This is a genomic window from Methylobacterium sp. E-065 (assembly GCF_022829605.1).
GTDB lineage: Bacteria > Pseudomonadota > Alphaproteobacteria > Rhizobiales > Beijerinckiaceae > Methylobacterium.
The window spans coordinates 182,817-191,095 of sequence record NZ_JAKSYD010000188.1; the positions used below are offsets into that span (position 1 = coordinate 182,817).

The 8,279-nt window shown below is 69.8% G+C and carries 9 protein-coding genes; 2 read left to right on the forward strand and 7 right to left on the reverse strand.

The window, feature by feature from the left end; genetic code table 11:
* Window positions 1-49: 49 nt before the first annotated feature.
* Window positions 50-547, reverse strand: a complete 498-nt coding sequence (locus MKK84_RS23705) for a DUF2721 domain-containing protein (RefSeq protein WP_243924305.1) — start codon at window positions 545-547, stop codon at window positions 50-52.
* Window positions 548-595: 48 nt separating this feature from the next.
* Window positions 596-718: a hypothetical protein gene (locus tag MKK84_RS35555; RefSeq protein ID WP_267356084.1), complete on the reverse strand. Its 123-nt coding sequence runs from the start codon at window positions 716-718 to the stop codon at window positions 596-598.
* 253 nt (window positions 719-971) lie between these two features.
* Between MKK84_RS35555 and MKK84_RS23710 the strand changes: the two genes are divergently transcribed.
* Window positions 972-1,349 (forward strand): SWIB/MDM2 domain-containing protein, encoded by a 378-nt coding sequence (locus MKK84_RS23710; protein WP_243924306.1) that lies wholly within the window; start codon window positions 972-974, stop codon window positions 1,347-1,349.
* A 221-nt stretch (window positions 1,350-1,570) separates the two neighbouring features.
* On the opposite strand, the gene MKK84_RS23715 is transcribed toward MKK84_RS23710, so the two are convergent.
* The 5 genes from MKK84_RS23715 to MKK84_RS23735 form a co-directional block, all read right to left on the reverse strand.
* The gene (locus tag MKK84_RS23715) at window positions 1,571-2,368 is read right to left on the reverse strand and encodes an SDR family NAD(P)-dependent oxidoreductase (protein ID WP_243924307.1); all 798 of its coding nucleotides are present in this window, start codon (window positions 2,366-2,368) and stop codon (window positions 1,571-1,573) included.
* A 67-nt stretch (window positions 2,369-2,435) separates the two neighbouring features.
* Complete coding sequence (locus MKK84_RS23720) at window positions 2,436-3,839, reverse strand: MFS transporter (RefSeq protein ID WP_243924308.1); 1,404 nt, start codon at window positions 3,837-3,839, stop codon at window positions 2,436-2,438.
* A 170-nt stretch (window positions 3,840-4,009) separates the two neighbouring features.
* Window positions 4,010-5,356, reverse strand: a complete 1,347-nt coding sequence (locus tag MKK84_RS23725) for a hybrid sensor histidine kinase/response regulator (RefSeq protein ID WP_243924309.1) — start codon at window positions 5,354-5,356, stop codon at window positions 4,010-4,012.
* The gene (locus MKK84_RS23730; RefSeq protein ID WP_243924310.1) at window positions 5,353-6,561 is read right to left on the reverse strand and encodes an FIST signal transduction protein; all 1,209 of its coding nucleotides are present in this window, start codon (window positions 6,559-6,561) and stop codon (window positions 5,353-5,355) included. The genes MKK84_RS23725 and MKK84_RS23730 overlap by 4 nt, the downstream gene beginning before the upstream one ends.
* A gap of 128 nt (window positions 6,562-6,689) precedes the next feature.
* The gene (locus tag MKK84_RS23735; protein ID WP_243924311.1) at window positions 6,690-7,271 is read right to left on the reverse strand and encodes a c-type cytochrome, methanol metabolism-related; all 582 of its coding nucleotides are present in this window, start codon (window positions 7,269-7,271) and stop codon (window positions 6,690-6,692) included.
* Window positions 7,272-7,623: 352 nt separating this feature from the next.
* Between MKK84_RS23735 and MKK84_RS23740 the strand changes: the two genes are divergently transcribed.
* Window positions 7,624-8,279: transglutaminase-like cysteine peptidase (locus tag MKK84_RS23740; RefSeq protein WP_243924313.1), on the forward strand; the 656-nt coding region annotated here is incomplete at its 3' end.

Genomic DNA, 8,279 nt, shown 5'->3' on the forward strand with positions numbered 1-8,279 from the left:
CTGCGAACCAAGCGGGACGCGGGAGACCGGTTCCACGCGCCCGGCCTGCTCAGGGATCCGCCGCCATGCCGGCCTGGGCCCGCCGCTCGTTGACCCGGTCCCGGACCGCGCGGCTGGCCAGCAGCATTTCGAAGCCGAAGGCGACGAGGGCGCACAGCGTGCACAGGATCGCCGCGCCGAATAGCCCGAACAGCAGTGTCGCCACCGTCGCGTCGCGGAGCGCTCCAACGAACAGCGTCAGCACCGAGCTGCAGGTCGCGACGCCGCCGAGGGCGGCCAGGAACACGGCGGCGTCGAGGGCGAGCGAGCGCCGATGCAGCCGGTCGAGCCGCCGGCCCAGACGAATGCGCTCCGCATCCGCTGCCTCGGCGAGCTGCCCGGAGATATGATCCGCCTGATCCGCCACGCGGGCGAGCCGCGCGCCGAAGACGTTCAGCAACGTCGCGATGCCGGACAGAAGGAAGACCGGGCTCAGCGCGACCTGGACGACGTGAGCCGTGCTTTCCAGGGTGGTGGCCAGGGTCGTGGGGATGAGCGGGTCGGTCATGCCGCCGGGCAGATGGGCCGGCTGGCCCGCCAGGGCAATCCCGGCGGCTCAGACCAGGCCGCGGCCCGGTTCCGTGCCGGAGGTCGCCGGCTCGGCGCGGATGCCGATCCCGAGCGCCGTGACGAGCCCGGCGGCGAGCAGCAGTGCGAGAGTGAGGGCCGGAGCGAACATGCAAGCACTTCAGCGGCAAGATTGTTAAGAACAGGTTTCGCGTGGGCCGGATCGGTGAAACATCTTCGTGCCGGCCGGATCGGGGCCGTTGGGTGTGGATTTCCGTGCGTGCCTTGTGGATGAGGGGCGCGTGAAGGCGATTTCCCCTTGGATTCCCCTTGGAACGGCAGCGGTACCGCTTAGTTGCTGCTATGCTGTCTCGGCCGTGGGGTGATTATGCCCCGGCCTGCGGCCCGAGAACCGGAGGAAGTTAATGGCCACTAAGACCGAGAAGGCTGCGCCGAAGGCGGCCAAGACCACCAAGACTGCTGACAAGGAGGCTCCTGCCAAGGCCGCTCCGGCGAAGGCTGCCAAGCCCACCGCGACCAAGGCCGCCGCCGGCGCCAAGCCGAACGCCCTGCAGCAGCCGCTGAAGCCCTCCGCCGATCTCGGCGCGATCGTCGGCACCAACCCGCTGCCGCGTGGCGAGGTTGTCAGCAAGGTGTGGGAATACATCAAGAAGCACAACCTGCAGAATCCCGAGAACAAGCGCGAGATCTTGGCCGACGACAAGCTGAAGAAAGTCTTCGGCAAGGACAAGTGCTCGATGTTCGAGATGAACAAGCACCTCGCTGCGCATCTCAAGGCCTGATCGCTCCCTAGAGCCAAGCCCGGCCCAAAGTCCGGACTATCGGCTCTAGGAGCATCGCGGGACGACGACGCGCTACTCAGGCGCCCGCTGGCCGTCGGGTGGCGACGACGCTTGTGCGCGATCCAGACATCGAACGACCGATCGGTGTCGAGGCGCGCTGCCCCGGGCCGGATCGGGCCGTTTGGCGCTTGCGACGGCTGAGCGTTCCTCAGCGCGGCCGTCTAGGCGATGCCTTGCAGGACGCCGCCGTCGACGCGCAACGCGGCACCCGTGGTGGCGCTCGCCGCGGGGCTGCACAGATAGGCGACGAGATTCGCCACCTCCTCCACCCGCGCGAGGCGCTGGATCAGTGAGGAGGGACGGTGCTCTGCGACGAAGGCGCGGCCCATGGCGTCGAGATCGGCATCGGCCTTGCCACCGGCCATCTGGGTCATGAAGTCCGCCACTCCCTCCGAGAGCGTAGGTCCCGGCAGGACGCTGTTGACCGTCACGCCGCTGCCCGCGACCGTCTGAGCGAGGCCCCGGGAGATCGCCAACTGCGCGGTCTTGGTCATCCCATAGTGGACCATCTCGGTCGGGGTGTTCACACCGGATTCGCTGGAGATGAAGATCACCCGGCCCCAGCCGCGCTCGGCCATGCCGGGCGTATAAGCCCGAGACAGGCGCACGCCGCTCATGACGTTGACGTCGAAGAAGCGCTGCCAGTCGGCATCCGGAATCTCGAAGAACGGCTTCGGCTCGAAGATCCCGGTGTTGTTGACCAGGATGTCGATCGCAGGGAGCGCGCTAACCAGAGCGGAGACGCCCTCCGCGGTGGCGACATCGCCCGGCGCCGCGAAGGCGCGGCCGGATTTCGCCTCGCCCCGGAGCTTGGCCAACGTCGCCTCGACCCGCTCGGGGGTGCGGCCGTTGATGCCGACCTCGGCGCCGAGATCGCAGAGTTCCTTGGCGATGGCGTAGCCGATGCCGGCGGTCGAGCCGGTGACCAGGGCCTTCCGGCCGGTGAGATCGAGATCCATGGTGGTCTCCTGTGGTGCGATGCAGCGTCAACGCTCGAGCGCGGCGCGGGTCACATGTCGGGATCGGCTAACCGGCCTGACTCCGCCGCAGGACGCTCGCACAGCCGCCGATCACCGCAAGCGCCGCCGCGCAGGACAGCGACAGCGTGACGGCCCGCTCAGACCCAAGCCCGTGGGTCAGGCCGAAGATCACCGCCACGAGGGCCGCGCCCAGCGACTGGCCGGTGAGCCGCGCCGTCGATTGCATCCCGCTGGCACCCCCGGCCCGGTCGCGCGGCGCGGAGGTGACGATGACCTTGTTGTTGGGCGACTGGAACAGGCCGAAGCCCAAGCCGCACAGGGTCAGGCGCCAGACGATGTCGAAGGTCGCGGGCGCTTCGGGCAGGAGCGTCATGCAGACGAGGCCGGTCGCCAGCATGGCCAGCCCGATCCCGCCGAGGATGCCGGGCGGATAACGGTCGGCGAGGCGTCCCGAGATCGGCGCCATCGCGGCGACCGCGATCGGCCAGGGGGTGAGCAGGAAGCCGGTCTGCGTGCTGGAGAGGTGCAGCACGTCCTGGAAGTAGAAGGGCAGCGCCACGTAGGACACCATCTGGGCGCAGAACGAGGCGATCGAGGTCGCCATCGACAGCGCGAAGGCGGGGATCCGCAGGAGGTCCACCGGCAGCAGCGGTGCGGGCAGGCGGATCTGGCGCCGCACGAAGATCGTCCCGATCACCAGCGCGCCCACCAGTTCCGCGGCGGCGATGCCCTGGCCCCCGGGATCGCCCAGCCCGTCGATGCCGATGATCAGCAGGCCGAAGGTCAGGGCGTTCAGCACGGCGCTCACGCCGTCGAAGGGCCGCCCGCTCGCCGGCGTCACCGGCAAGGTGCGGGTGGCCACCGTCAGCGCCAGGAGGCCCACCGGGATGTTGACGAGGAACAGCCAGGGCCATGTCGCCACCGACAGGATCGCGGCCGCCACGGTCGGGCCGGCGGCCGAGGCCACCGCCACGACCAGCGCCACGTTGGCGACCCCCTGGCCGATCATCCGGTGCGGGTAGATGAAGCGGACGAAGCCGATGTTGACGCTCATGATCGCCGCCGCGCCGAGCCCCTGGACGATGCGGGCCGCGATCAGCAGGGGCAGGCTCGGCGCGACCGCGCAGGCCAGCGAGGCGGCCACGAACACCGCGAGCCCCGGCAGGTAGACCCGGCGGAAGCCGAAGATGTCACCGAGCGCGGCAAACGGCAGGAGGCTCGCGGTCACCGCGATCTGGTAGGCGTTGACGATGAAGATCGCGTCGGCGGGCTTGACCGCGAGATCCTTGGCCATGATCGGCAGCGCCACGTTGACGATGGCGCCGTCGAGGACCGCCATGGTCATGGCGAGCCCGACCGCCGCCATGGCGAGGACCCGCTCGCGGGGCGGCAGGCCGTCCTGAGGGCTGCCGCTCTTGGCGGCGCCTGGACCGGGCGGGACCTGCGCCATGATCGCGCGCGCTCCTGCGGCGTCGGGACAATCCGCGACGTCGATGGCTGGGACAATCCTGGCGCGACACGCGCCGGGGACGCCGCACCCTCTCGCGCGGGCGGGGCGGCCCGTCGAGGGGCGTGGTGTGTCCTATGTCACGGCGCGGACGGGTTTGTTTGCAATGCCGATCAAGCCAGCATGTAGGTCAGCAGCGCCCGCAGCTGCGCCGGCTTGATGGGCTTGCGCACCAGCTCGGCGCCGGCTGCCGCCACCCGCGCCTCCACCTCCGCCGAATGGTCGGCGGTGGTCACGATCGCGGGGAGCGGATCGAGGCGGCGCCCGCGCAGGTAGGCGGCGACGTCGAGGCCGCAGGCGCCGTCGTCCAGATGGTAGTCGAGGACTAGGATATCCGGCAGCGCGGCCCCCGCCGCCACGGCGGCACGGACGCCGGCGAGATCGCGAAAGGTCGAGACCCGCGCGTCCCAGTTCTGCAGGAGGCGCGCGAGGGCGTCGGCCGTGGCGGCGTCGTTCTCCACGATCAGGACATGAGCCCCCGAGAGCCGGGTCGCCACCGGCGCGGGCGGCGCGATGGCGGCCGGGACCGCGCTGAGCGGCAGGGTCAGGCTCACCCGCGTGCCGTGGCCGGGCCGGGAGGCGAGGGTCAGGGGATGATCCAGCGCCTGGGCCATGCGGCGGACGATCGACAGGCCGAGGCCCAAGCCCGGCTCCTCGCCACCGCTCGACCGGGCCCCGCCGCGGAAGAACTCGTCGAACACGAGGCCGCATTCCTCCGCGGCGATGCCGCAGCCGGTATCGGTGACCTCGACCCGGACCGCGCCGGCACGCCGCCGGGCGGCCAGCACGATGCCGCCCGCGTCGGTGTAGCGGACGGCGTTCGAGACGAGGTTCTGCAGGATGCGCTGGAGCAGCACTCCGTCGGTGATGACCGCCAGGTCCGGGCAGCGCATTGCGAGCCGGAGGCCCTTGCGCTCGGCAAACGGCTTGAAGCTCTCGGCAAGTTCGGCCAGCAGATCGCGCAGGAAAACCGGCTGCAGCTGCGGCCGGACGATGCCGGCATCGAGCTTGGAGATGTCCAAGAGCGTCTTGATCAGGTCCTCGATGGTCTGCAACCCCCGCTCGACCTGGCTGGCGATGGTGCGGGCTTCCGACGGCACGGCGAGGTCTGCCATCGCGGAGATCGACAGGCGGGCGGCGTTCACGGGCTGAAGCAGGTCGTGGCTCGCGGCGGCCAGGAAGCGGGTCTTGGAGCGGTTGGCGGTCTCGGCCTCTTCCTTGGCGGCGGCGAGCGCCTCGTTGGAGCGCTCCAGGCGGTGCATCAGCCCGGTCAGCTCCTCGGTGCGGGTGCGGACCCGCCCCTCCAGCATGATTGCGGTCTGGAACAGCGAATAGGCGCTGCCCCGCTGGTCCATGGAGCGCTCGACATGGGCCATCAGCGCGGCGTTGATGCGTTCGAGCTTCTCGATCCGCCTTCGCAGCGAGGCGTCGGTTTCGAGCCCGTTCGGATGCACGGTCACGACGCGGCCGGACTCCGATCTGGCACAGCCAGGGTCTCGCCGATGGCGATGCCCGTGAAGGTCTGGTTCAGGTGCATCGCCCGGTATTGCTCGCCGAAGGTCTCGAAGCCAACGACGTTGTAGCGGCGATAAAGATCGGTGATGCCGTGGCGGACCTGCCGGCTCTCGGCATCAAGGCGGCGCAGCACGCATTCGAAGCCGATGATCAGATCGACGCCGCCGAGTTGCGCGTCGAGGCGGGCCAGCTCGGCCTGGGTCGAGGCGACGATGTCGCGCGGCTCGGCGAGCGTCAGCACCACGCCCTCGTCGACCGCGCAGAAGAAGCTGAGCGAGCCATCCTCGTTCATGCGCCGGATCGAGCGGCAGAAATACTCGCCGCCGACCTTCACGGCGAGCGGGTAGGCGGCGAAGCTCATCGGCGACAGGCCCTCCGGATCGAGGCCGATCGCCATGGCGTATTCGCGGGCCGCCGGCTCGGCGTTCAGTTCCTGGACTTCGCGCCGCTCGCCGTCCGAGGCGGTGACCACGAACTTGGTCTGGGTCGGCTCGAAATTGTCGCTCTTGAAGATCTCGACGGCAAACTCGGTCTCGACCAGCACCAGGACCGCCGCCTTGCGGTGAATCCGGCCGCCATGGAGCAGCACCGCATCGCGAAAGCGCAGGTCGTCGCCGGCCGAGCCGCCGACGATCGGGATGCCGTCGAGCGCCCAGGCGATGGCCGAGACCACGGTCTCCTCGGCGTTGGTCAGCCCGTCGATCAGCGACAGGGCGAAGCGCCGCCCGGACGCCGCCGGGTCGCCCTCGCGGCAGGGATCGAGCGGGTCGAGGGTCCGGCGCAGGGCCCGCACCGCCGAGGCGGTCCGCTCCACGTCGAGATGGTCGATGGCGTCGAGGACCGTCGAGACGATGCGGAAGCGCTCCGCCGGGAATGCGATTACCACGAGCCCGCGGTCGAGGCCGCCGGCCGGGGCGATGCCGCCGGACATCGAGCAGCCGGAGACCGGCACGCCGGGGAACCGCATCTCCAGTTCGCGCGCCAGGGACTCGGCATCGAAATCGGCCGAGAAGAACGCCACGATCTGCGACAGGCGGGCTTCACGAACTGCCAAGGCCACGTCGGCGACCGCGTCGGCGGCCGAGGCCGCCTCCGTCCAGGCCGTCCAGATGCCGCACAGATGGCGGCGCGCACCTGATCCCTGAGCCACGTTTCACCCCCGGCGGACCCCCTCGGCGGGCTTGCTGCCTGCTCTTCAGTGTCACGGGATGAGTATGTCGTGCGCAATCGATGAGCGCAACGGGGCGTTCTGCCGTCCAAGACCGGATCGGCCGGACCCTACTTCATGCAGGCGTCTTCGGCCTTCTCGAAGGCGGCGGGCTTCGGCTCGTGCTCCGGAGGGCGGTTGCGGCCGAGCGCCCCGTCCGCGCGAGCACGCAGGTAGGTGTAGATGTCCGGCATGTAGCACATGACGTTCCGGTTATCCCCGAAGGCCGGCATGACCAGTTCCTGCGAGGCGTTCACGTCCTTCTTGCCGCCGACGATGATGCCGGCGAAATGCGCGTAGTCCATGCCTTTGAGGGCATCGACCAGGGACGGCGCATAGGTCGAGCCCATCCCGTCCGGACCGTGGCACACGATGCAATTGGCGTTGTACCGGAGGTAGCCGGACATCGTGTACCAATCGACCTTCTTGCCGTCGTCGGCGATGTGGTAGGTCGGGTCTCCGTTCTTATCGGTGTACTGGCCGTCCTGAACCTTCGCGGGCTGGGTCGGACCTTCGCTCTTCAAGTCCGCTGGACCGGACGGGGCAGCGGGCTGCGCCGCGGGGGGCGCCGCGCGGGCGGGGATCGTCCCAACGGACCCTGCCGCAACACCGACCAGAATGACCCCGACGAATCCGTTCGCTGCGAACCGCATGGACGTTCCTCCTGCCGCCCACACGCGGCGTCGCGCGGGTGCGGTGGGGATAACGGCGCCCGAGCGGGTCGGACGCCCCGCTGCGCCATCACGATTTCGCGCAGCCGCCCGGGCGCGCTTAGGGGCGTGCCCGGGCGCATCGCCATCGTGCGCGGCTCTAAGTTCCTGGTGTGACGCGCTCTCCTGCGCCGAGCCGGTGCCGTCTTCGGCGGAGCGCGCTTTGAGGCCTGCACGGACGGAAAACCTTATCCGCGTTGCGCACAGCATTAACCTTTTGTTAATCGGCGGATTGCCGCCGGGCCGCTGGCGTGAGAGCTTTCGTTAACGAGAGCTTAACGGTTGAGTGACGGCGATGCGGTTCGCGGTTTCCAAGGTGCAGGGGCTGGTGTCCGTCTCTGCATCGCGTGGGGTCTCCCGCCTCCGCAACGCGGCGTTCGGCCTGGCCGTGGCTGCTCTTGGGTTGGGCGGCGTCGCCGCCGAGGCGCAGACGCTGGCGAACCTGCCGGCCGAGGTCGGCGCCCGGGTGCAGGGCGATGCGAAGCCGATCGCGGCCTGGGTGACGTTCTGCCAGGGCTACGCGTCCGAGTGCGTGGTCGACCGGACCGAGCCGGCGCGTATCAGCCTGACGCCCGCCACCTGGGCGACGATCGTGTCGGTCAACCGGCGGGTCAACAAGGCGATCGAGCCGATGACCGATCAGGACCACCTGCACGTGGCCGACCGCTGGGACCTGGCCGAGGACGGCATCGGCGACTGCGAGGACTTCCAGCTGCTCAAGCGCCACCTGCTGGCCGAAGCCGGGCTGCCGCGCCGGGCGATGCGCATGACCGTGGTGATCGACGAGAAGGGCGAGGGCCACGCCGTGCTGACCCTGATCACCGACCGGGGCGATCTGGTGCTCGACAACAAGACCAACGCGATCCTGCCCTGGCACAAGACCGGCTACGTGTTCATCAAGCGCGAGAGCCAGGACGCGGTCGCCTGGGTGTCGCTCGGCGGCGTCACCTC